Annotated in this window: 21 protein-coding genes; 7 read left to right on the plus strand and 14 right to left on the minus strand. The window is 59.7% G+C overall.

The annotated features are described in order from the left end of the window. Positions 1 to 135: 135 nt before the first annotated feature. The 3 genes from ACR0K4_RS14135 (at position 136) to ACR0K4_RS14145 (ending at position 3107) form a co-directional block, all read left to right on the plus strand. Positions 136 to 1056, plus strand: a complete 921-nt coding sequence (locus ACR0K4_RS14135) for a DnaJ C-terminal domain-containing protein (RefSeq protein ID WP_480854486.1) — start codon at positions 136 to 138, stop codon at positions 1054 to 1056. Next, on the plus strand, positions 1053 to 1391 hold the full coding sequence (locus ACR0K4_RS14140) for a hypothetical protein (protein ID WP_480854487.1): 339 nt from the start codon (positions 1053 to 1055) through the stop codon (positions 1389 to 1391). The genes ACR0K4_RS14135 and ACR0K4_RS14140 overlap by 4 nt, the downstream gene beginning before the upstream one ends. A gap of 63 nt (positions 1392 to 1454) precedes the next feature. Next, positions 1455 to 3107: a U32 family peptidase gene (locus ACR0K4_RS14145; RefSeq protein ID WP_480854488.1), complete on the plus strand. Its 1653-nt coding sequence runs from the start codon at positions 1455 to 1457 to the stop codon at positions 3105 to 3107. 3 nt (positions 3108 to 3110) lie between these two features. Here ACR0K4_RS14145 and ACR0K4_RS14150 read toward each other — a convergent pair whose 3' ends face one another. The 5 genes from ACR0K4_RS14150 to ACR0K4_RS14170 all read right to left on the minus strand — a co-directional run bounded on the left by ACR0K4_RS14150 (position 3111) and on the right by ACR0K4_RS14170 (position 6572). Next, positions 3111 to 3725, minus strand: coding sequence for a cytochrome P460 family protein (locus tag ACR0K4_RS14150; protein WP_480519422.1), 615 nt, complete (start codon positions 3723 to 3725; stop codon positions 3111 to 3113). Between the two features lie 221 nt (positions 3726 to 3946). Then, positions 3947 to 5131: a dual-specificity RNA methyltransferase RlmN gene (gene rlmN / locus ACR0K4_RS14155; protein WP_480854489.1), complete on the minus strand. Its 1185-nt coding sequence runs from the start codon at positions 5129 to 5131 to the stop codon at positions 3947 to 3949. Positions 5132 to 5210: 79 nt separating this feature from the next. Continuing rightward, positions 5211 to 5588, minus strand: coding sequence for a lysozyme inhibitor LprI family protein (locus tag ACR0K4_RS14160; RefSeq protein ID WP_480854490.1), 378 nt, complete (start codon positions 5586 to 5588; stop codon positions 5211 to 5213). Positions 5589 to 5724: 136 nt separating this feature from the next. Next, on the minus strand, positions 5725 to 5892 hold the full coding sequence (locus ACR0K4_RS14165; protein WP_480519416.1) for a hypothetical protein: 168 nt from the start codon (positions 5890 to 5892) through the stop codon (positions 5725 to 5727). A gap of 146 nt (positions 5893 to 6038) precedes the next feature. Next, positions 6039 to 6572, minus strand: coding sequence for an invasion associated locus B family protein (locus ACR0K4_RS14170; protein WP_480854491.1), 534 nt, complete (start codon positions 6570 to 6572; stop codon positions 6039 to 6041). 178 nt (positions 6573 to 6750) lie between these two features. On the opposite strand from ACR0K4_RS14170, the gene ACR0K4_RS14175 reads away from it, so the two are divergent. Beyond that, positions 6751 to 7749: an asparaginase gene (locus ACR0K4_RS14175; protein WP_480854492.1), complete on the plus strand. Its 999-nt coding sequence runs from the start codon at positions 6751 to 6753 to the stop codon at positions 7747 to 7749. 3 nt (positions 7750 to 7752) lie between these two features. Here the strand turns inward: ACR0K4_RS14175 and ACR0K4_RS14180 are convergent, their stop codons facing one another. The 8 genes from ACR0K4_RS14180 to hutI form a co-directional block, all read right to left on the minus strand. After that, the gene (locus ACR0K4_RS14180; RefSeq protein ID WP_480519410.1) at positions 7753 to 8073 is read right to left on the minus strand and encodes a YciI family protein; all 321 of its coding nucleotides are present in this window, start codon (positions 8071 to 8073) and stop codon (positions 7753 to 7755) included. A gap of 22 nt (positions 8074 to 8095) precedes the next feature. After that, a complete protein-coding gene (locus tag ACR0K4_RS14185; RefSeq protein WP_480519408.1) occupies positions 8096 to 8524 on the minus strand; it encodes an SRPBCC family protein in 429 nt (142 codons plus the stop codon). Beyond that, positions 8512 to 8841 carry an ArsR/SmtB family transcription factor gene (locus ACR0K4_RS14190; RefSeq protein ID WP_480519406.1) on the minus strand — a complete coding sequence of 110 codons (330 nt, stop codon included), beginning with the start codon at positions 8839 to 8841 and terminating at the stop codon, positions 8512 to 8514. Before ACR0K4_RS14190 ends, ACR0K4_RS14185 begins: the two co-directional genes overlap by 13 nt. Before the next feature lie 40 nt (positions 8842 to 8881). Next, the gene (gene serB / locus ACR0K4_RS14195; protein ID WP_480854493.1) at positions 8882 to 9760 is read right to left on the minus strand and encodes a phosphoserine phosphatase SerB; all 879 of its coding nucleotides are present in this window, start codon (positions 9758 to 9760) and stop codon (positions 8882 to 8884) included. A 168-nt stretch (positions 9761 to 9928) separates the two neighbouring features. Further along, complete coding sequence (gene hutU / locus ACR0K4_RS14200) at positions 9929 to 11611, minus strand: urocanate hydratase (RefSeq protein ID WP_480854495.1); 1683 nt, start codon at positions 11609 to 11611, stop codon at positions 9929 to 9931. After that, positions 11608 to 12405, minus strand: coding sequence for an N-formylglutamate deformylase (hutG, locus tag ACR0K4_RS14205; RefSeq protein ID WP_480854496.1), 798 nt, complete (start codon positions 12403 to 12405; stop codon positions 11608 to 11610). Before hutG ends, hutU begins: the two co-directional genes overlap by 4 nt. Beyond that, positions 12405 to 13940: a histidine ammonia-lyase gene (gene hutH, locus ACR0K4_RS14210; RefSeq protein ID WP_480854497.1), complete on the minus strand. Its 1536-nt coding sequence runs from the start codon at positions 13938 to 13940 to the stop codon at positions 12405 to 12407. The genes hutG and hutH overlap by 1 nt, the downstream gene beginning before the upstream one ends. Continuing rightward, positions 13937 to 15142: an imidazolonepropionase gene (gene hutI / locus ACR0K4_RS14215; RefSeq protein ID WP_480854498.1), complete on the minus strand. Its 1206-nt coding sequence runs from the start codon at positions 15140 to 15142 to the stop codon at positions 13937 to 13939. The genes hutH and hutI overlap by 4 nt, the downstream gene beginning before the upstream one ends. Before the next feature lie 79 nt (positions 15143 to 15221). On the opposite strand from hutI, the gene ACR0K4_RS14220 reads away from it, so the two are divergent. The 3 genes from ACR0K4_RS14220 (at position 15222) to ACR0K4_RS14230 (ending at position 18911) form a co-directional block, all read left to right on the plus strand. Beyond that, positions 15222 to 16577 carry a formimidoylglutamate deiminase gene (locus tag ACR0K4_RS14220; RefSeq protein WP_480854499.1) on the plus strand — a complete coding sequence of 452 codons (1356 nt, stop codon included), beginning with the start codon at positions 15222 to 15224 and terminating at the stop codon, positions 16575 to 16577. Between the two features lie 18 nt (positions 16578 to 16595). After that, the gene (locus tag ACR0K4_RS14225) at positions 16596 to 17300 is read left to right on the plus strand and encodes a GntR family transcriptional regulator (RefSeq protein WP_480854500.1); all 705 of its coding nucleotides are present in this window, start codon (positions 16596 to 16598) and stop codon (positions 17298 to 17300) included. Between the two features lie 93 nt (positions 17301 to 17393). Beyond that, complete coding sequence (locus tag ACR0K4_RS14230) at positions 17394 to 18911, plus strand: malonate--CoA ligase (RefSeq protein WP_480854501.1); 1518 nt, start codon at positions 17394 to 17396, stop codon at positions 18909 to 18911. On the opposite strand, the gene ACR0K4_RS14235 is transcribed toward ACR0K4_RS14230, so the two are convergent. After that, positions 18898 to 19635 carry a metallophosphoesterase family protein gene (locus ACR0K4_RS14235; protein ID WP_480854502.1) on the minus strand — a complete coding sequence of 246 codons (738 nt, stop codon included), beginning with the start codon at positions 19633 to 19635 and terminating at the stop codon, positions 18898 to 18900. The genes ACR0K4_RS14230 and ACR0K4_RS14235 overlap by 14 nt on opposite strands. Between the last annotated feature and the right edge of the window lie 110 nt (positions 19636 to 19745).

Below are 19745 nucleotides of genomic sequence, written 5' to 3' on the forward strand. Positions count from 1 at the left end.
TTCGAAACATCCTGATATTATCAGGGCTGACGCGTTTTACGAGGTATTTCGGTGTGCTCTTCATTTTGACCTGTTGAAATCACATGATAAAACACCTTCATCAAGATCAGCCCCACCCTTATTCCGCGAGGTGAGATGAGCGACGATCCCTATTCCGTTCTGGGCATTTCCAAAGATGCCAGTGACGCCGACATCAAGAAAGCCTATCGGCGCATCGCCAAGGAATGCCACCCGGACCTCAAGCCGGGCGATGCCGAAGCCGAAGCCAAGTTCAAAGCCGCGGCCGCGGCCTATGACCTGCTGAAAGACCCTGAAAAGCGGGCACAGTATGACAGGGGCGAGATCGACGCCTCGGGTCAGGAACGCCCGCAGCAGCAATATTATCGCGACTTTGCCGAGTCCGCCGGAAACCCCTATCGCGGACGGCAGGCGGACCCTGACGACATGTCCGACATCTTCGCCGAATTCATGCGCGGCCGCGGTGGGTTTGGCGGCCAGCGCACACAGGAATTCCACGCGCCCGGTCACAACCTGAACTACTCGTTGCGGATCAGCTTTCTGGATGCGGTCTTTGGGGCCAGCCAGAAACTAACCTTGCCAGACGGCGACCGGATTGAGGTCAAAATCCCAGCTGGGATCACCGACGGTCAGACCATCCGCCTGCGTGGCAAAGGCGCTCCGGGCTATGGTGAGGGGCCGCCCGGCGATGCGCTGGTCACCGTGTCCGTCGCAGGCCATCCGGTTTTTGATCGGCAGGGCGACGACATCTACATCACGCTGCCGATCACGATTGATGAGGCTGTGCTGGGCGGCAAGGTCCCGGCTCCAACCATCGACGGAGGCGTCAACGTCACCGTTCCGGCGGGCACGAGCAGCGGCAAGACCCTGCGTCTGCGGGGCAAAGGGGTCAAGAAACGCGGCTCATCCGAGCGCGGGGATCAGTTGATCGAACTGACCGTCACTCTGCCCGACACAATGGATGACGACCTGAAACAGTTCATGGAGACGTGGCGCGAGACCCACCGCTATGATCCGCGGAAAGGAATGCCGTCATGACCCTGACCGAGAAACAACTGATCGAATCCGTCACCCGCCTAACCTCGGATAGGCTGACCGAGTACCTTGCCGCCGAGATCGTGATCCCCGAACAGTCCGACGATGGGCTGGTGTATCAAAGGATCGACGTAGCCCGCTTGGAACTGGCCTGCGAACTGCATGACCAATACGACATGGAGGCCGATGCGCTGTCGATGATGATCTCGCTCATCGACCAGATGCACGGGTTGCGCGCCGAGTTGCGCGAGGTGTTGAACGCAGTCGAGGCTCAACCGGAAACCGTGCGCAAACAACTGATCGAGGTCATCGGCACAGCGCGGTTCCGTCGCAGATAACGGGGTTTTGGCGGCGCGAGATTTGGCGTAGAAGGCGCGCTTGATCCAATGCCCGGTAGCCCCATGACCCAGTCCCGATCCGAATTGCTGATGCCTGCGGGCAATCTGCGCAAGCTGAATCTCGCCATCCTCTATGGGGCGGACGCGGTCTATCTGGGCACGCCCGATATGTCGCTGCGCACGAAATCCGAGTTCTCGCTGGAAGAGGTGATTGAAGGGGTCGACTTCTGCCACAGCCATGGACGGCGCGCCTATCTGACCCTGAACCTGTTCTCGCACAACAAGGACATTCCGAAACTGGACGAGTATATTGATACCGTCCGCAAGGTGAAACCCGATGGCCTGATCATCGCCGACCCCGGTGTGTTCCAATATGTCCGAGAACGCGCCCCGGAACTGCCGCTGCATATCTCGACGCAGGCCAATATCTGTTCTTGGCTGTCGGTGAAGTTCTGGCAGGATCAGGGAGCCGAGCTGGTGGTTCTGGCCCGCGAGGTGTCCTATCCCGAACTGGTCGAAATTCGCGAGAAATGCCCCGACATCAAGCTTGAGGCGTTTGTGCACGGGGCCATGTGCATGACCTATTCGGGCCGCTGTCTGCTGTCGAATTTCATGGCCGAACGTGGGGCCAATCAGGGCAATTGCGCCAATTCCTGTCGCTGGAACTATGGGCTAAAGCTGCGCCTCAAGGACGGAACCCATCAGGAGTTGCGCATCACCGATGAAAACGCCGATCTGTTCGAGTTTCTGCTGGAAGAGGGCTGCCGCCCCGGTGATCTGATGCCCATCGAAGAGGATGATCGCGGCTCTTATATCCTCAATTCCCGCGATCTGTGCATCATGCCCAAGCTGGATGAGTATCTGAAGATCGGCGTCGATAGCCTCAAAGTCGAAGGGCGCGGCAAGTCGGAATATTACGCCGCCATCGTCGCGCGGGCCTACCGGATGGCTATTGATGACTATTTCGAAGACCCCGAGAACTGGGACCCCAAGCCCTACATGCGGGAACTCGAAACCGTTGGAAATCGGGGTTATACGCTCGCCTTCCACGAGGGCCGATTGACCAATTATGCGCATGATTACGAACACACCGCCGCGATCGCGCAATGGGAATATGCCGGGATCGTCACCGACGTGACCGACGACGCCTTTCTGGTCGAGGTGAAGAACAAGCTGGAACCAGGCGATGTGCTGGATTTTGTCTCACCCATCTCGCGCGAGACGGTTCTGCTGCGGGTCTACGATTTCGAACGGGCCCAGGACGGTGCGCGGCTGGACGTGGTGCATGGCAGCACCAAGACCGTGATCCGCCTGCCCTTTACCCTGTTCGATCACGAAGACCCGGATGACCTACGCGCCCGCTTCCCGGTCTATTCGGTGCTGCGCAAGGAGCGCGCGCTGACGGACGAACACTGGAGCCGCATCCGCTTTGACAAGCTGGTGCAGGGGCTGGAAACCTCGGGCCGTGACAATCCCGCAGCCTATGCCCGCCGCCGCGATGCGCTGGTGGAAAAGATCGGAGAAGACGGCAACGAACGCCGGTTCAAGACCAATCGCATTGGTACCGAGGGCTGCTGTGGCAAGGGCTGCAACGGGTGTTTGATCTTCTGGCAGGATGAGAAATACGCACTGGCCCGCGAGGTCTTGTCAAAGCGCAAGCAGGGCGAACAACTCAGCCGCAGCGAAGCCACCGCACTGAAACTGCCAACGGGCTGAGGGTCAATTCTCGACCTGAAATTCCTCGGGGACGTAGAAAGTATAGTCTCGATCAGCCACCGCTGCGTGGCAGTCGTGGCAATAGGCCACACGGCTTGATCCGCTGCCCATCGTGTCGCCAAACAGCGAGCCATCAGGCATCACCATGACATAGCGCCAGTCTGCCGTATCCGGGCTTGTGCCTGCGGCCAGCTTCTCCATCACAAATAGCGCGCCGGGATAAACCTTGCCCTCATCGGTCACGGTCATGCTGTCCTTGGCCAGAACCGACCCCGTCGGCAACAGCTCCCCTTCTTGCAGAGTGCCATAATTATGCGCCATCCGGTTGGCGTAACTGTTGACAAAGCGCTGACCATGCGTGGCCGAAATGTACGGAGCGTCGTTGAACAAGGGCCAGCTTTGGTAGTTGCGGATCATGTCCAGCTTAGCGGCCGCGTACCCCCGGGCCATGCGACGGGTCAGCCCCTTGTAATGTTTGCGCGCCTCATCCTTGCTGAGCTCGGCGGGATTCTCGATCGCCAGATGCGCGTTTTGATCGCTTTCCTGCGCCAGAACGCCCGACGCGCAAAATGCCAAAACGGTTGAAATTCCAGTCAGATAGTTTTGCTTTGCAATCATTTCCGTGGCCCATCCGTTGAACGGTTCGCCTGAACGCTGCCTCAGATTATGACTCGAAAGATAACGCCCCGATGATAACTTGCTATGACCCTGTTCACAGTTTCACCCGCTTGTGCACAATGGTGATGCTGAAAACCCATGCCAGAATACCGAAAGACTACCAAAATGAGACTTTGGACAACAGGGGGGTTCACATTAATTCGCCTGTAATCTTTGGCGGCTTATCCCAGACCTGCCTCGGATTCGATCTGCTTGCGCGATTTTCGGGCGCGTTCGGTGGCTGATTTCAACTGTCCACAGGCCGCCATGATGTCCTCGCCCCGCGTCTTGCGGATGGGCGAGGCATAGCCCGCCTGATAGATGATATTGGCAAACGCCCGGATACGGTTGTTCGAGCTGCGCTTATACGGCGCGCCGGGCCATTCATTGAATGGGATCAGGTTGATCTTGGCCGGGATTTTATGGCGTTTGATGTGGTCGATCAGACGATGCGCATCCGCGTCAGAATCATTCACGCCGTCGAGCATCACATATTCAAACGTAATCCGTTCCGAATTTGACGCGTTGGGATAGCTCGCCAAAGCGCCCAGCAGTTCCTCGATATTCCAGCGTTTGTTGATCGGAACCAGAACATCGCGGGTCTCATCCGTGGTGGCATGGAACGAGATTGCCAGCAGGCAACCGATTTCTTCCGCAGTACGCGCAATTTCCGGGACTACGCCCGATGTTGACAGGGTGATCCGGCGACGAGACAGCGAGATTCCCTCGGGGTCCATGGCGATCTTCATCGCGTCGCGGACATTGTCGAAGTTATAAAGCGGCTCACCCATGCCCATCAGAACGATATTCGACAGCAGGCGGGTTTCATCCTTGGGCGCGCCGGGCACAGGCCATTCCTCAAGATCATCGCGGGCCATCATCACCTGACCGACAATCTCGGCCGCTGTCAGGTTGCGCACCAGTTTCTGGGTGCCGGTGTGACAGAAGGAACAGGTCAGCGTGCAGCCCACTTGTGATGAGATACACAGGGTGCCGCGATCTTCTTCGGGGATATAGACCACCTCAACCTCATGCCCGCCCGCGATGCGGCACAGGTACTTGCGGGTGCCATCCTCGGACACCTGACGGGTCACAACCTCGGGGATTTCGATCACGAAATTCTCGGCCAGTTGTGCGCGGTAAGCTTTAGCGAGGTTGGTCATCTCCGCAAAGTCGCGCTTACCCCACTGATAGATCCACTGCCAGATCTGGCCGGTCCGCATTTTGGCCTGCTTTTCCGGCGTGCCATGTTCGATCAGAACCGCGCGCAGCTGGTCGCGGGTCAGACCGACAAGGTTCACCTTCCCCTCGGGCAGCTTGCGGGGAATGGTCATGACGTCTTGAGTGATCGGCGCTTTGGGCGACATTGGCGTATCTCGGTGGATTCTGGCTTGGGATGCGCCTCTATATAGGAACGCGCGCAAAGATCAAAAGGAATCGTGCCGGTCAGTCTGCATGACCCAGCAATTCGTCCACGCGCGCCCGGCCAAGATCGACCCGGCAGGCGGTAATGGCGATTCCAGTCCCCGAGCCACCGCCAAAAGAAGCGCCAACCGCTTCGCATTGCGCATCGCGATAAGCCTCCCACGCGGCATGCGCCGCCGTCAGTGCCGGAAGCATCGAATCGCGGCCGGTGACCTCATCCAGTTCCCGCGCTGAGTCGCGGGCCAGCGCATAAGCAGAGTCTATCGCCGTGTTCACCCGCATTTCCATCACTCGCACGCAATCCCCGATGTCGACCTGAGACCCCGCATCCACGCATTCCAGTGCCGGATCACCCATAGCCGCCACCGGAAAGATCAAAGCCGCCACAATGCATCGCATCGCCAACCTCCCGTGTACATCTGCGCGGACAGGACCAGTTTGTCCGCACCTTCCAGCATAAATCGACCGCAGAGGCAAAACCACTGCGGTCAAGTTGGCTTGGGTCTTCGACGTCAGTTCAGGGCTGCCCCGACGCTCAGACGCCCGCAGGCAGGACAGAGCAATCGGCTGCATCCAGCTCTTTCACCGGGTCTTCGGGCCCGCATTGCTCACCTGTAATGGGATAGGTGTCCGGGTCTTTTTCGCATGCGCTCAAAAACATGGCAGACACCATCATCAGGGCAATAAGTGCTTTGGGGATCATCAAGGCAACTCCTTCTTGTTACTGAACAGACTAGTTCAGATTTCAAGGCAGTCGTCCTTGATACGGATCAAATTTTTTGAATACACAGCAGATTTTGCCAGACAATCCTGACCGGAAAGCCTGTGCGGCATCCCGGTCCAGGCATGTCAATTCGTACAGCGTGTCTCGGCATCTTCAATGGCTGCGGTAAAACCCAGCAGAGAGAACGTATCTTTCGTCTGAGTACCCCGTTCCGAGCGCGCGGTCAGAACCGCCTCGGTGCCGCGCTTCATTGCGGTGACAATCTTGGCATCATCCGAAGCGGTGGCCGGCCAGGCCCATTCGCCTTCGGTGAATAGCTCAAACTCGCTGCCGTCCACGGTCAGGTTCACCGTCGATCCGGATGCAAATGGGTAACCGCCGGTAAACGTGACCTGCCCCTTCACCTCTGCATTGGGGCGATAGAATACGAAAAGCAGAATATCACTGCGACGCACCGAGACCACACGGCCACCGCGTGTATTGACGGTTTCTTTGGGGGCAGACACGCTCCAGCATTCGGTCGGGTCGTCTTCGACGAAAACGCTCCAATCCGTCTTCGCCGCCACGCGATTGGTGCTGGTCGCCTGCTGAGCGATTGCAGTTGTGGCCATCCCTGCCATGCACAGCCCCGCGATCACGCGGACAAGCTTTGATCCCATCTGTCCAGCCTCCTAGCCCGACCTATACCTCATACCCACCGGGACAGCCTGCGGACCCTGACGGTCCGTCTGTTAAGTTGCGTATTCCGGTGTTTGCCGACATACACACACTAACGCAGGTTTCGCCACAGGCGAAAGGGCGATTGGCAGATTTTTGCGCATGTTAAGGAGGGTCCAGATGACGCAGCCCATAGCTATGACCGAACTGTGGCGAGGACCCTTGCTTGAAAGCCTGCATTTGGGCCATGCGGTGATCTGTGATGACAGTGGTCAGATCGTGTGCAGCTGGGGTGATCCGAACGCGGTGATCTATCCGCGATCCTCGGCCAAGATGATACAGGCGCTGCCTCTGATCACCTCGGGTGCTGCGGCCAAATACGGCCTGACATCCGAACATCTGGCGCTGGCCTGCGCCTCGCATAACGGCGCGCATATCCATACCGACCGGGTGTCCGCATGGCTGGACCATCTGGGCCTGGCCGAGCCCGATCTGCGTTGCGGCGCGCAAGAGCCTCAGGACATGGCCGCGCGTGACGGGCTGATTCTGGCCGATGACACACCCTGCCAGATTCACAACAACTGCTCCGGCAAACATTGCGGTTTTCTGACCGTGGCGCAGCATATGGGCGCGGGGCCGGAATATCTTGAAATCGATCATCCGGTGCAGCAGGCCTGTCTGGCCGCTTTTGAGGAAACCACAGGCGAGTCCAGCCCGTGTTACGGCATCGACGGGTGTTCGGCGCCGAACTTTGCCGGGTCGCTGACAGGGCTTGCACGGTCAATGGCGTGGTTTGCATCCGCCGCCGACCGCTCGGACCGGGCCAGCGATGCGGCGCAGCAGCTAACAGCGGCGATGATGCAGCACCCGGAACTGGTCGCAGGCGAAACCCGCGCCTGTACTGAGTTGATGCGCGCCATGGATGGCCGCGCCGCGATCAAAACCGGGGCCGAGGCCGTCTTTGTTGCGATCATCCCGGAAAAACGCATGGGAGTCGCGCTCAAGATCACCGATGGCACCACCCGCGCCAGCGAATGCGCCATCGCCGCCATTCTGGTCAGCCTTGGGGTGCTTGAGGCCGATCACCCGGCCACACGCAAGTTCCTGAATGCCACGCAATACAGCCGCCGAGGGCTGGAATGCGGTGTGATCAAACCTGCGCCGGGTTTCCCCGGTTAAGGCTCACATCTCGATCTCATGCACCTCGGCCACTTCGACCGAGCCGGATCCGTTCACGACCATCGGGCAGCCCTTGGCCATCTCGGTCGCGGCTTCGATGCTGTCGGCCTTGATGACAGTAAAGCCCGAGGCCGGGTTCGCGCCGCCATTATCGACCACACCGGTGCTGCTGACCGTGTAAGACTGGCCCACCGGATTGCCGGGGATGTCCAATGCATCGCTCATGGAACCAAACCAAGCACCCCAGGCGGCCATTGTCGCTTCGATCTCGGCGGGGTCGGTGGGGGTGTGGCCCCCGTGATAGACAAACAAATATTGGGGCATAACGCTCCTCCCTGTTGAAAATCTATTTTGCCAGCGCTTCGAGCTTACGCAGCGAAGACGTCCAACCCTGATTGTGGTTTGTCGCCGCCTCGGCATCCGCCAACTCGCGGTGATCCAGCGTCAGGCGCGATCCGGTATCTGTCGCCACCACCGAGAAGGTCACATGGCTTTCGGCCCCCCGCTTGTCCTGATCGTCATGCCAGCCCCATGTGAACCCCACGGAATGCGGCGGATCGACATGGGTTACATGGCCCGAAACCTTGAATTTTTGGCCTTCACCGTTCTTCATCACCGAATACCACGGGCCGGTGCGCGAGAAATCCAGATCATGTTCTGGCACATGCAGCCCTTCAGGCCCCCACCATTGCAACAGTTTTGCCCCATCGCTGATCCATGCAAAAAGCACCTCGGGGGTGATGGGAAAATCCCGCTCCAGTTTCAGGTCGGCCATGAGTTCTCCCTTTCGATAATATCGCTCAGGCGGTCGAGGCTGTTTTCCCAGAATTGCCGCTTCGAAATGGTCCACTCGGCAATCGCGCGCAGCCCCTCGGGCCGGATCGAATAGATCCGCTGCGTACCCTTTACCCGCTGCTGCACCAAACCGGCTTCGCGCAGCACTTTCAGATGGCGGGAGATCGCGGCACCGGACATGCCCCGCCCTTCGATCAGGTCACCGGCAGGCAGCTCTCCGTGCTCCATCAACTGCTCGACGATCGAGAATCGTGTGGCGTCGGACAAGGCAGAAAAACTGGTCAGAAGCGTGTTCATGACCATTATTTAACACAAATGTTAAATTAAAGAAAGCCCGTTAGCTATCGACGAATTCAGAACGGGCATATCCCTGCAGATACAGCAGTGCGGTCAGGTCTCCGTGGTTGACCCGCACATTGCATTCCGCCGCGACCGAGGGTTTAGCATGCAGCGCAACCCCCGTCCCCGCGCGGCCCAGCATTCCAAGATCGTTGGCCCCGTCACCCACGGCGATCACGTCCGCCTCAGCGATGCCTAAACGGGTGGAGATCTGCTCCAGCGCTTCGATCTTGGCCCGCCGCCCCAGAATGGGGCGCTGCACGTCTCCGGTCAGCTTGCCGTTTTCGACCAGCAAAGTATTGGCCCGGTTCTCGTCAAAGCCTAGTTGTTCGGCCACGCGCGCGGTGAACGCGGTGAACCCGCCCGAAACCAGCGCCGCATAGGCCCCGTTTGCACGCATCGTCGCCAGCAAGGCCTTGCCGCCGGGCATCAGCGTGATCCGGTCGTTCAGAACTTTGCCAATCACGCTTTCATCCAGCCCTTTCAGCAGACCAACCCGTTCGGTCAGCGCGCCTTCGAAATCCAGCTCACCATTCATCGCGCGGGCGGTGATGTCCTTGACCCGGTCGCCCACACCGGCCTCATCGGCCAGTTCGTCGATGCATTCCTGCTGGATCATCGTGCTGTCCATATCGGCCAGCAGCATTTTCTTACGTCGCCCTTCGGCAGGCTGCACGATCAGGTCCACGCCTATCTTTTGCAGATCGGCCCAGACGTCCCACAGATTACCCGGTATCTCGGACAGCGTGAACTCTGCCGCTTCATCGGGGCTGAGCCAAGCACCGTCGCCCCCACCCCACGCGTTGCGCAGCGAGTCGACCAGCGCCTGATCCAATGTCGGCGCGGTCGGGTTGGTTAGCAGGGTAGCAACGTACATCTTCGATCTCCGACAAGCTCACCCGCGGGATATCGCAGGTGCAGCATGTACGCCAGAGACAGTTTGACCTAAGCGTTTTGCGTTTTGTTCTGGATCAAAACTATCGAAATGCGCGTTCGACCGCAGGGAGAGACAGCGTATTTCGATTCAAATCAAACGCAAAGCGATCTAGCCCAGAATACCCGGCAGCCGCAGCCCGTGTTCGCGGGCGCAATCCTTCGCGATCTGGTACCCCGCATCCGCGTGCCGCCAGACACCCGAGGCCGGATCGTTCCACAACACACGTTCCAACCGCCGCGCGGCGTCTTCGGTCCCATCGGCGCAGATCACGACGCCCGCATGCTGGCTGAAGCCCATGCCAACGCCTCCGCCATGGTGCAGCGACACCCATGTCGCGCCGCTGGCGGTGTTGATCAGCGCATTCAGCAGAGGCCAGTCCGACACCGCGTCCGAGCCATCCAGCATCGCCTCGGTCTCGCGGTTGGGGCTGGCGACGGAACCCGAATCCAAGTGATCCCGCCCGATCACAACCGGCGCTTTCAACTCGCCATTTGCGACCATCTCGTTGAACGCCAATCCGGCGCGGTGCCGGTCGCCCAGCCCGATCCAGCAGATGCGCGCGGGCAGGCCCTGAAAGGCAATCCGGTCCTGCGCCATATCCAGCCAGCGATGCAGGTGCTCGTTCTCGGGGAACAGTTCCTTCATCTTGGCGTCGGTCTTGTAGATATCCTCAGGGTCGCCGGACAGGGCGCACCAGCGGAACGGGCCGATCCCTTTGCAGAACAACGGGCGAATATAAGCGGGCACGAAACCGGGGAAGGCAAAAGCGTTCTCAAGCCCTTCATCCTGCGCCACCTGACGGATGTTGTTGCCATAATCCAGCGTCGGAACGCCCGCGTTCCAGAAATCGACCATGGCCGCGACGTGTTGTTTCATCGACGCCCGTGCCGCCTTTTCAACCGCTTTAGGGTCGGTCTCCCGCTTCTCGCGCCATTGCGCCATGGTCCAGCCCAACGGCAGATAGCCGTTGATCGGATCATGGGCGCTAGTCTGGTCGGTGACAATATCGGGGCGCATTCCGCCCCCGGCCATACGACGGTATATCTTGGGGAAGATGTCCGCCGCATTGCCCAGCAGACCGACGGATTTCGCCTCACCCGCCTTGGTCCAGCGGTCGATCATCTCAAGCGCTTCGTCCAGCGTTTCGGCCTTTTCGTCGAGGTACTTAGTGCGCAGACGGAAATCGATCGAGTCCGGATTACATTCCACCGCCAGACAGCAGGCCCCGGCGAACACGGCCGCCAAAGGCTGCGCGCCGCCCATGCCGCCCAGACCGCCGGTCAGAATCCACTTGCCCGTCAGGTCGCCGTCATAGTGCTGACGCCCGGCCTCGGCAAAGGTCTCATAGGTGCCCTGCACGATGCCTTGTGTGCCGATATAGATCCACGAGCCAGCGGTCATCTGGCCGTACATCATCAGGCCCTTCTTATCGAGCTCGTTGAAGTGATCCCAGGTCGCCCAATTCGGCACGAGGTTTGAATTGGCGATCAGCACACGCGGCGCATCCTTATGCGTACGAATGATCGCAATCGGTTTGCCGGACTGGACGATCAGGGTCTCGTCCTCTTCCAGATCCTTCAAACCCGCAACGATGCGGTCAAAGTCATCCCATGTGCGCGCGGCACGTCCGATGCCGCCGTACACAACCAATTCATGCGGGTTTTCGGCCACGTCCGGGTGCAGGTTATTCATCAGCATCCGCAACGGAGCCTCGGTCACCCAGCTTTTGGCGTTCAACTCGGGGCCGGTGGGCGGAAAGATGTCGCGGGTGTTCTTGCGGGGATCGGTCATGAGGTCAACTCCAATGCAGTGTCTTGGATGGCGTCCAGAATGTCGTACAGCCAGCGGCGCAGGCGCGTGGCTTTGGTGTCGTCAAACGCCCAGGGCGCAGATTCCGAGGTCAGGTAGGTGGACTGCGCCAGTTCCATTTGAATGGCATGCAGCCCCTCGTCTGGGCGGCCAAAGTGGCGGGTGGTCCAGCCGCCACGGAAGCGGCCATTCAGGACCGTAGTGTAGGGCGAGGAGCCGGAGAATTCGTCCGTAATAGACTCGATTTCTGGCGCACAGGTCGCACCCCCATCGGTGCCGATGTTCAGATCGGGCAGCGTGCCCTCGAACAGGAAAGGAATGCGGCTGCGGATCGAGTGGCAGTCGAACAGAACCGCAACCCCGTGTTTGGCTCGGACCCGCTGCAACTCCTGCTCCAGCGCGGCGTGATAGGGCGCGTGATAGGTTTGGCGGCGGGTCTCGATTTCGTCGGCTGAGGGGTCCTGTCCTTCGGCCCAGATCGGCTGCCCGTCGAAATCGGTCAGAGGTACCAGCGTCGTGGTGTTCTGTCCGGGGTATAATGAGACGCCCGAAGGGTCTCGATTGGCATCAATCACATAGCGATGGATATGCGACTGCACGACCGTCGCGCCCCTCAATAGCCCGTCATAGAGCCTGTTTATGTGCCAGTCCGTATCCTTCAGGCTTTGTCCGTTCGCGTTCAGGCGGGCCGCAATGTCCACCGGGACATGCGTTCCGCCATGCGGCTGTCCCAAAACGATGGGGCTGTGGCCACGCTGAACCGCAACCACCTGCATCAGACCAGCCCTGGCATCGGCACGTCGACCGCTTTCAGCACGGCACTATCGGCAACGAGCGCGCGCGCCTGCTCCAAATCGGGTGCAAGGTAACGATCTTCGGCCAGAGCCGGGATATCTGCGCGCAGGCGGCTGATCACGCGCTGCAGCGGCGCGCTGGTTTGCAGCGGCGCGCGGAATTCCACGCCCTGCGCAGCGCAGAGAAGTTCGATCCCCAGAATATAGTTCAGGTTCTCGACCATCCGCGTCAGCCGCCGTGCACCGTGGGCAGCCATCGAGACGTGATCCTCCTGATTGGCCGAGGTGGGTGTGCTGTCGGTGACGCAAGGGTTGGCCAGATGCTTGTTCTCGCTCATCAGGGCCGCGGTCGTCACCTCGGCGATCATCAGGCCCGAATTCAACCCCGGCTCGGGCGTCAGGAAGGGCGGCAGATCAAAGCTGAGCGCCGGGTCGACCATCAGGGCGATCCGCCGTTGAGCAATCGCGCCGATCTCGGACAAGGCCAGCGCGATCATGTCAGCGGCAAACCCCACCGGCTCGGCGTGAAAATTCCCGCCCGAAACGATGATATCGGCCTCAGTCAGCACCAGAGGGTTGTCGGTGGCCGCGTTCGCCTCGACTTCTAGCGTCGCAGCAGCCTGACGGATCACGTCCATCGCCGCGCCCGTCACCTGCGGCTGGCAGCGGATGCAATAGGGGTCCTGTACGCGGGTATCGCCGTCGCGGTGGCTCTCGCGGATCTCGGACCCGTCCAGCGTCGCGCGCATCGCCGCGGCGGCCTCGATCTGGCCGCGATGACCGCGCAGGGTGTGAATTTCTGGTTGCAACGGCGCGGTCGAGCCCATGATCGCGTCGGTCGAGGCGGCAGAAATGACCAACGCATTCTGCGCCGCACGCCATCCCTCGAACAGACCTGCCAGCGCATAAGCCGTCGAGAACTGAGTGCCGTTGATAAAGGCCAGGCCTTCCTTGGGGCCCAGTTGAATCGGCTCTAAACCGACGGTTTTCAGCGCTTCGTCACCCCGCAGGACGGTGCCATTCACCTCAGCCTCACCCGCGCCAATCACCACCGCCGTCATATGCGCAAGCGGGGCCAGATCGCCCGACGCCCCGACCGAACCCTGCGCCGGGATCACCGGTGTGACACCCCGTGCCAGCATCTGTTGCAACAATTCGATCAGGTCCCAACGCACCCCGGATGCCCCGCGCCCAAACGAGAGCAGCTTGAGCGACATCATCAATCGCGCCAGCCGCCTTGGCACCGAAGGCCCGACACCGCAGCAATGGCTGAGGATCAGGTTACGTTGCAGGGTCGAGGTATCCTCGGCCGCGATCTTGTGGCTGGCAAGTTTGCCAAAGCCCGTGTTGACCCCATAAACCGCCTCCGCCCCCTGTGCGGCCTGCGCGATGCGGGCGGCGGCGGTCTCGACCTTTGGGCGGCATGCGGGGTCCAGCACAATCAGGGCCTCGGACCAATAGATCTTCTCAAGCTGCGCCAGTGAAACCTGACCCGTGACAAGGGGCAAGGGCGTCATGATAGACCTCCGAAAATACGTGTGTGCAAGGGGTTGAAGCCGATGCGATAGGACAGTTCAGCGGGATGAGAAACATCCCAGACCGCCAGATCAGCGCGCAGCCCGGCGGCGATGGTGCCGGTGTCCTCAAGACCCAAAGCACGGGCGGCATGGCAGGTCACGCCCGCCAGCGCCTCTTGCGGCGTCAGACGGAACAGGGTGCAGCCCATATTCATCGTCAACAGCAGCGACGTCAGCGGCGACGAGCCCGGATTGCAATCGGTGGCCAGCGCCATCGGAACGCCCCGTGTGCGCAGCGCCTCAATCGGCGGCAACTGGGTCTCGTGCAGCGTATAGAAAGCACCGGGCAGCAGAACCGCAGCGGTGCCCGCCTGTGCCATGGCGTCAACGCCCGTTGCATCGAGATATTCGATGTGATCTGCCGACAACGCCCCATACAAGGCCGCCAATTGTGCACCACCCAGATTGGACAGCTGTTCAGCGTGCAGCTTCACCGGCAGGTCCAATTCACGCGCCACGTCGAACACGCGGGCGATCTGGGCTGGGCTGAACGCAATCCCTTCGCAGAAGCCGTCAACCGCATCCACCAAGCCATCGGCGGCAGCCGCGCGCAGCGTCGGGATACATATTTCGTCGATATATGCATCCGGTTGTCCTCTATATTCCGGGGGAATGGCGTGGGCACCGAGAAAGCTGGTTTTCACTCTAACAGGACGTTTCTGCGAGATTTGGCGAGCCACCCGCAGCATCCGAAGCTCAGTTTCGACATCCAACCCATAGCCGGACTTTATCTCGATACAGGACACGCCCTCGGCCAGCAGCGCATCGACACGCGGCAGCGCCCCGGCCAGCAGATCATCCTCGGATGCAGCACGGGTGCCGTTGACGGTCGACAGAATTCCACCCCCGGCGCGCGCAATCTCTTCGTAAGATGCACCGTTCAAACGCATCTCGAACTCAACCGCGCGGTTGCCGCCAAAGACGATATGCGTGTGGGCGTCAATCAGAGCCGGGGTCATCAGCCGGTCACCAAAATCGGTGCGCGGCCAATCGGCAAATCGATCCGGAACCTCAGATTGCGGACCCACCCATGCGATGATCTCGTCCTCAACGACGACGGCCGCGTTTTCGATCAGGCCATAAGCCGGGTCTTCGTTCATTGCTGCGATCTGATTGCAGAAAAATACAGCTTTTTCCGTCATGGCGATTCTTTTGGTTCCCTCAGTGGTGCTTTTTACGTATATGGTTAAAAATATAAAATCTACACAAATCGAGATGACCATGGCCCTGCACGCAAAAACCGCCTTGTTAGGATTGGACTGGAGGCAAAACCTGCGGCTTTCCATTGAGGATGGTCGGATCAGCGAGATCCAGTTGGGTGCTGCTGCGCAGGCAGATGACATCCGTGTGGATGTTTTACTGCCTGCGCCGGGTAACCTGCACAGTCACAGCTTTCAGCGCGCCATGGCCGGCATGACCGAAACGCGGGTCGCGGGGCGTGAGAGCTTCTGGACCTGGCGCGATCTTATGTACCGGTTTCTGGACCGCCTGAGCCCGGACCACATCGAAGCCATCGCCGCGCTGACGTTTATGGAAATGCAGGAGGCAGGGTATGCCTCGGTGGGCGAGTTTCACTATGTCCACCATCAGCAGGGCGGAGCATCTTACGAAGATCGCGCGGAACTCAGCCACCGCATTTTCGCGGCTGCCGGCCAGACAGGCATCGGGCTGACCCATTTGCCTGTACTGTATACCTATGGCGGTGTGCGGCAAGAGCCGCTTGCCGGAGGGCAAAAGCGCTTTGGCAACTCGGTCGAAACATTCATGCAACTGGTGGATGGATGTCGGTCGCATCTGCCGCATATAGACTCTGTTCTTGGCATTGCGCCTCATTCTCTGCGCGCCACATCTGGTGATGATCTGCGGCATGTGCTGGATCTGACACCCACGGGGCCGGTTCACATACACATCGCCGAACAGGTCAAAGAGGTTGACGAGGTCATCGCAGCCCTCGGGCAGCGTCCTGTGTCCTGGTTGCTGGACAATGTCGGGGTCGACCACCGATGGTGTCTGATCCATGCGACCCATATGACCGATGAGGAAACCCGCAGGATGGCGCAGTCGGGGGCGGTGGCGGGCCTGTGCCCGATCACCGAGGCCAATCTGGGCGACGGCATCTTTAACGGTGGAGAATATGTCAAATCCGGCGGGGCATATGGTGTGGGATCGGATTCGAACATTCGGATATCCCTCACCGAAGAACTACGCATGTTCGAGTATTCGCAACGCTTGCGCGACAGGACGCGCGCGGTCCTGATTTCCGACACCGGGTCGGTTGGTCACACCCTTTACACCACCGCTGCCCATGGAAGCGCGCAAGCGCTTGGACGCGATGCCGGGCGGATCGAGGTAGGCAAGCTGGCCGATCTTGTGGCGATTGATCGCTCCAGCCCGTCTCTGTGCGCATTGCGTGATGATCAACTGCTTGACGGTTTGTGCTTTGCATCGTCCGACAGGATCGTCACCGACCTGTGGTCCGCCGGGCGGCATATGGTGCGCGACGGACAACACGTTGCGCGCGCGCAGATCACCAACGCTTACCGGGCCGCCATTGCCGATCTTCTGGCCCTTCTTTAGACACTAAATCAGATCTCCATGACCCAGAACAGCGACACCACCAGCTATAAGGACATCAAGCAGACCGTGCTGCATCGCATCCGGTCCGGGCAGTGGCGACCCGATAGCCTGCTGCCGAATGAAGAAGAACTGGCCATCGAATTCTCGTGCACCCGAACGACGGTCAACCGCGCCTTGCGCGAGTTGGCAGATGAAGGATTTCTGGAACGGCGGCGCAAAGCCGGAACCCGGGTTCTGAGCGCACCGCAAAGGCAGGCACGCTTTACCATTCCGCTGGTCCGGGAAGAGGTCGAAGCCATAGGCGGCACCTATCGTTATGCGCTGGTCTCGGCCGAAATTCAGCCCGCCCCGGAATGGTTGAGTGCCCGGTTGCAGCTGCGGCCCGGTCAGACGGCCATGCATGTGCGATGCATGCACTACAGCGGCAACACTCCGTTTCAATATGAGGATCGCTGGATCGTCGTGGACAGCGTCCCGCAGGTCGAACAGGCCGATTTTTCTGGTATCGGGCCGAATGAGTGGTTGATCCAGACCGTGCCCTTCACGAATGTTGAACTGACCTTTCTGGCCAGTCGCGCCGACGCGGCAGTTGGCGGGTTTCTGGATGTACCAGAAGGCGAACCCGTCTTTACCGCCGAGCGCATCACCTGGCTGCAGGGTCAACCAGTGACCTTTGCCAAGATGTATTTCGCAGCCGGTTACCGCATGACCACACAATTCTGAGCCGCGGCTGCGTATTTCCACATCGCAGAGGCTTTACCCTCCGGCAAATCCGGGACAGGTTCAAAGGCATCTTTCGACCCGAGGATTTTCGCAATGGGCAACCCGCTTTACGATCAGCTGTTTGGCATCCATGCAGGCAAATCGACGCCATTCTTGCATCTTCCGGACGGAACAAGCCTAACTCACACAGATTTTCTGGATATGGCGGCGCGTATTGCAAATGCCCTGACCGGGATGGGTCTGGAACCCGGAGATCGCGTGGCCGTTCAGGTTCAGAAATCACCCGAAGCGCTTGCGCTATATGCCGCCTGTGCGCAGACCGGGCTGATTTTTTTGCCGCTCAACACCGCCTATACCAATACCGAGCTGGCCTACTTCGTTGAAAACAGCTCCGCCTCATTGCTGGTCTGCGATGCCGCAAATGAACATGGACTCTTGCCCGTTGCGCAGGCGCAGAAGGCCCGGCTCGAAACACTGAACGCAGACGGGACCGGCAGTCTGATGCGTCGGGCATTGGGGATGTTGCCTGCGTTCGAGCCTGTGCGCCGCTCGCCGGACGATCTGGCCGCGTTTTTGTATACCTCAGGCACCACCGGGCGATCCAAAGGCGCGATGCTAACGCAGGCCAATCTGTTATCCAACGCGCACACTCTGGTGCGCGAATGGCGCTTTAGCCGCCAGGACGTGCTGCTGCATGCATTGCCGATCTTCCATACGCACGGGTTGTTTGTAGCCACGAATGTGATCCTGGCCTCGGGCGGATCGATGATCTTTCTGCCGAAATTCGATCTGGAAGACATCCTGCGGCTGATGCCCAAAGCCACATCCATGATGGGGGTTCCTACGTTCTATACCCGATTGCTGGGCGACGACCGGTTCACTGGCGATCTGGTGCAGCACATGCGATTGTTCATCTCGGGTTCGGCCCCGCTGCTGGCCGAGACGCATGAGCGGTTTCAGGCGCGCACCGGCCACCGCATTCTGGAACGCTATGGCATGACGGAAACCAACATGAATACCTCCAACCCTTACGAAGGCGAACGTCGCCCCGGGACGGTTGGATTTCCGCTGCCGGATGTCGAATTGAAAGTAACCGATCCCGAAACCGGCGAAGACATGGCCCACGGTGAGATCGGCATGATCGAAGTGCGCGGCCCGAACGTGTTTCAGGGCTACTGGCAAATGCCCGAAAAAACCGCTGCGGAACTGCGCGCGGACGGGTTCTTTATCACCGGCGATCTGGGGCGTGTGGACGCGGATGGCTATGTCCATATCGTCGGGCGCGGCAAGGATCTTATCATTTCGGGCGGGTACAACATCTATCCCAAAGAGATCGAGCTGGTTCTGGATGATCAACCCGGTGTTCTGGAAAGCGCCGTCATCGGCGTTCCGCACCCCGATTTTGGTGAGGCAGTGCTGGCAGTTCTGGTGCCCGAACCCGGCCAAAGCCCGGATTTGGCAGCGATTCAATCAGAGGTGCAGAAACAGCTTGCGCGGTTTAAACACCCGCGCGATTTGATCGTTCTGGATGCGTTGCCGCGCAACACGATGGGCAAGGTTCAAAAAAACGTTTTGCGCGACAGTCACGCGGACATGTTCAAAACCGGGTAAGACGCAACGGGACTCGTCCCTTGTCAGTCAAAACCCAGCATTCACGCCCTTCAAACACCACTGATGACAGCGGGCGCCCATAGCCCGCGCCGGTATCCAGATTGATCCGGTTTCCGCAATGTTCAACGCGATCAACAGGCGTGTGGCCATGTACGACCAGCCAGGGGTAGGGTTTGACCGCGTCCAGAAACTCGTGGCGGATCCAGACCAGATCATCCTCGGTCTGCTGCTCCAGCGGAATACCGGGCCGCAATCCGGCATGGACAAACAGTAGCTCTGCTTCCTGATGATATGTCGGCAGGGCATTCAGAAAATCCAGATGTTCTTGCGGCACAGCGGCCCGCGCCTGTTCATGAACCTGATAGATGCGCGCGGATGGGGTGACCTGCACGCCGTAAGAGGCCAGCGTTTCGATCCCGCCGATCCGGTCGTGCAGCCAATGCAGCTCGATCGGCAGGCGGGTGTCATTCAACGGGTGGTCCTGCATGAACATCGAAAACATCCGGTCATGGTTTCCCTTCACCGTAACCCAGTTTCGGCCCGCGCCTTGACCTTCGATCAACACATCCAAGACGCCACGACTGTCCGGTCCGCGATCTGTATAGTCACCCAGAAACACGATACGCGCATCCGGGCCGCCATCTGCCTCGATCCGGCGCAGCGCAGCATTCAGCATGTCAAGCTGACCGTGAATGTCACCGATGGCGTAGATGGGCGTGGTCATGACAGGGCCTTTCAGGTTGGGGTCGCGGGACTTGTGCCGCGAAATGCCCCTGAACGAAAGAGAATGCCCGCACCTTTTTCCGGCGCGGGCATCAATTTGTATCGAAACCC

The organism is Ruegeria sp. K11, from assembly GCF_056531905.1.

Excerpts from the sequence above, each read along its gene's own strand:
- hutU (WP_480854495.1), bottom strand. The coding sequence starts at position 11,611 with ATGACCGATCCCCGCAAGAACACCCGCGACATCTTTCCGCCCACCGGC.
- ACR0K4_RS14180 (WP_480519410.1), bottom strand. The coding sequence starts at position 8,073 with ATGCCCCAATATTTGTTTGTCTATCACGGGGGCCACACCCCCACCGAC.
- ACR0K4_RS14175 (WP_480854492.1), top strand. The coding sequence starts at position 6,751 with ATGACGCAGCCCATAGCTATGACCGAACTGTGGCGAGGACCCTTGCTT.
- ACR0K4_RS14145 (WP_480854488.1), top strand. The coding sequence starts at position 1,455 with ATGACCCAGTCCCGATCCGAATTGCTGATGCCTGCGGGCAATCTGCGC.
- hutH (WP_480854497.1), bottom strand. The coding sequence starts at position 13,940 with ATGACGCCCTTGCCCCTTGTCACGGGTCAGGTTTCACTGGCGCAGCTT.
- ACR0K4_RS14190 (WP_480519406.1), bottom strand. The coding sequence starts at position 8,841 with ATGAACACGCTTCTGACCAGTTTTTCTGCCTTGTCCGACGCCACACGA.
- ACR0K4_RS14135 (WP_480854486.1), top strand. The coding sequence starts at position 136 with ATGAGCGACGATCCCTATTCCGTTCTGGGCATTTCCAAAGATGCCAGT.
- ACR0K4_RS14150 (WP_480519422.1), bottom strand. The coding sequence starts at position 3,725 with ATGATTGCAAAGCAAAACTATCTGACTGGAATTTCAACCGTTTTGGCA.
- ACR0K4_RS14225 (WP_480854500.1), top strand. The coding sequence starts at position 16,596 with ATGACCCAGAACAGCGACACCACCAGCTATAAGGACATCAAGCAGACC.
- serB (WP_480854493.1), bottom strand. The coding sequence starts at position 9,760 with ATGTACGTTGCTACCCTGCTAACCAACCCGACCGCGCCGACATTGGAT.
- ACR0K4_RS14140 (WP_480854487.1), top strand. The coding sequence starts at position 1,053 with ATGACCCTGACCGAGAAACAACTGATCGAATCCGTCACCCGCCTAACC.
- hutI (WP_480854498.1), bottom strand. The coding sequence starts at position 15,142 with ATGACGGAAAAAGCTGTATTTTTCTGCAATCAGATCGCAGCAATGAAC.
- rlmN (WP_480854489.1), bottom strand. The coding sequence starts at position 5,131 with ATGTCGCCCAAAGCGCCGATCACTCAAGACGTCATGACCATTCCCCGC.
- ACR0K4_RS14230 (WP_480854501.1), top strand. The coding sequence starts at position 17,394 with ATGGGCAACCCGCTTTACGATCAGCTGTTTGGCATCCATGCAGGCAAA.
- ACR0K4_RS14235 (WP_480854502.1), bottom strand. The coding sequence starts at position 19,635 with ATGACCACGCCCATCTACGCCATCGGTGACATTCACGGTCAGCTTGAC.
- ACR0K4_RS14165 (WP_480519416.1), bottom strand. The coding sequence starts at position 5,892 with ATGATCCCCAAAGCACTTATTGCCCTGATGATGGTGTCTGCCATGTTT.
- ACR0K4_RS14185 (WP_480519408.1), bottom strand. The coding sequence starts at position 8,524 with ATGGCCGACCTGAAACTGGAGCGGGATTTTCCCATCACCCCCGAGGTG.
- ACR0K4_RS14220 (WP_480854499.1), top strand. The coding sequence starts at position 15,222 with ATGGCCCTGCACGCAAAAACCGCCTTGTTAGGATTGGACTGGAGGCAA.
- ACR0K4_RS14170 (WP_480854491.1), bottom strand. The coding sequence starts at position 6,572 with ATGGGATCAAAGCTTGTCCGCGTGATCGCGGGGCTGTGCATGGCAGGG.
- hutG (WP_480854496.1), bottom strand. The coding sequence starts at position 12,405 with ATGCAGGTGGTTGCGGTTCAGCGTGGCCACAGCCCCATCGTTTTGGGA.
- ACR0K4_RS14160 (WP_480854490.1), bottom strand. The coding sequence starts at position 5,588 with ATGCGATGCATTGTGGCGGCTTTGATCTTTCCGGTGGCGGCTATGGGT.